Annotated in this window: 3 protein-coding genes; all 3 read right to left on the bottom strand. The window is 55.7% G+C overall.

The window, feature by feature from the left end; translation table 11 throughout:
* Nucleotides 1-299 (bottom strand): hypothetical protein (locus tag H5U36_10350; protein ID MBC7218506.1); only part of this gene is annotated, 299 nt, incomplete at its 3' end.
* Nucleotides 300-312: 13 nt separating this feature from the next.
* Entirely contained in the window at nucleotides 313-1,401 is a 1,089-nt protein-coding gene (locus H5U36_10345) for an ABC transporter ATP-binding protein (protein ID MBC7218505.1), read from the bottom strand.
* Between the two features lie 9 nt (nucleotides 1,402-1,410).
* A partial coding sequence (locus H5U36_10340; GenBank protein ID MBC7218504.1) for an ABC transporter ATP-binding protein occupies nucleotides 1,411-1,628 on the bottom strand: 218 nt, incomplete at its 5' end.

Here is a 1,628-nt window from a genome sequence, read left to right as displayed (position 1 = left end):
AGGACCGTCCCACCCCAGGCGGCAAGCATTTTGAGGCAGCGGGTGAAGTACGTAAGGGCTTCCTTGCGAATTTCGGCACTGTCACTGATGAGATCCCTCCGTTCCCCCACCACCGCGCAACCGGTCACCGAAAGTCCGTTCTCCTCAAGAAGGGCTTTGGTCTTCTCCACCGAGATGGCGTCAAGAAGGTCCAGGGGAATCTCCACACAGTCAAAGCCCAACTCCTTCACCATGGGAATGAGATGGGCTCCGTTGTCCGTGTACGCCGCAGTCCAAAGGAAGAGATTCACTCCAAACATGGGTATCCCCCTTTCAGAAGATGCGCTCTTCGGTGAGGCGATCGAAAATCCGAACCTTCTCTTTTTTGAACCCAAAAAAGACCTTCTCCCCTGCCTCAAAATGAGCTCCCTCTTCGCTCCGTACCCGAAGGACATGCCCGTCAAGGCGCAGACGTACAATCTGGATAACTCCAAGAGGCTCGACCACCTCAACCCGAGCAGGGTACAATCCCTCTTTTTCCTCCCTGTAGAGGGAAATGTCCTCGGGTCGGATACCGAAAAGAACCTCAGGGTGCTTCAGGTTCCTTCGGCAGATTGAGGCGGCTTCCTCAGGGAGTTCAAAGGTAAAGTAGCCGGGACCGACGTTGAGTCTTTTCTCACCCTCAAAGAGAGCCGGGACAAAGTTCATTCCTGGACTTCCCACAAAATCGGCGACAAAAACGTTCCGAGGGTGGTGGTAAATCTCCTGCGGTGTTCCCACCTGCACCACATGTCCCTGGCGGATGACCACAATCCGGTCACCCATGGAGAGAGCTTCAGCCTGGTCCGGAGTGGCGTAGAGGAATGTGGCCCCTGTCTCTCCCTGGAGGCGCTTGAGCTCTGTGCGCATCTCCTCCCGAATCTTGGCATCGAGATTTGTCAGGGGCTCGTCAAGGAGGAAGAGCTGGGGGTTGCGCACCAGGGCTCGGGCAATGGCAACCCGCTGCATCTCTCCACCGCTTATGTGAATGGGTCTCCGCTCTAAGAGGTGGTCGATGTGGAGGAAACGGGCGACCTCCCTCACCCGCCGCTCGATTTCATCCTTTGAAATATTTCGGATGCGGAGGGGTGAAGCGATGTTCTCAAAAACCGTGTACCGGGGGTACAGGGAGAAGTTCTGGAACACAAAAGCCACATCCCGGTCTTTTGGGGGGAGATCGTTGACCACGCGTTCCCCGATACGGATGATGCCTCCATCCGGGTGCTCAAGGCCTGCCACACAGCGAAGAGTAGTTGTCTTCCCCGCCCCCGTTGGTCCAAGGAGCACCGTGATGGTTCCGCTTTCCGCCTCAAGGGAGAGTTCAGAGACGGCAGTAATTCTCCCAAATTTTTTTGTCAACTTTTCAATCACAAGGCGTGCCATAGGTTTCACCTACGCGATGAGTTTTTCGGTTTCCCCGTGGAATATGCGAATCTCCCGGAACCGAAGGCCCACTCTCTCCCCCACCCTGAGGACCATATCCCCAGGAAGGAGCGCCTTCACGAGGTGTCCGAGAATGCGAAAGGTCACCACGTTCTGAACCCCAAGAGGCTCAAAGACGTACACCTCTCCGTCAAGGAGTTTTTCTTCTTCCCCCACAACGAGGATGT

It is taken from the genome of Candidatus Caldatribacterium sp. (assembly GCA_014359405.1).
Taxonomy (GTDB): domain Bacteria; phylum Atribacterota; class Atribacteria; order Atribacterales; family Caldatribacteriaceae; genus Caldatribacterium; species Caldatribacterium oleiphilum.
Note: the sequence above shows the minus strand (reverse complement) of the source record. Positions and strands in the feature narration are given on the sequence as shown.

Bases quoted from the DNA above. Each gene is read 5' to 3' on its own strand.
- H5U36_10345 (MBC7218505.1), bottom strand. From the start codon at position 1,401: ATGGCACGCCTTGTGATTGAAAAGTTGACAAAAAAATTTGGGAGAATT.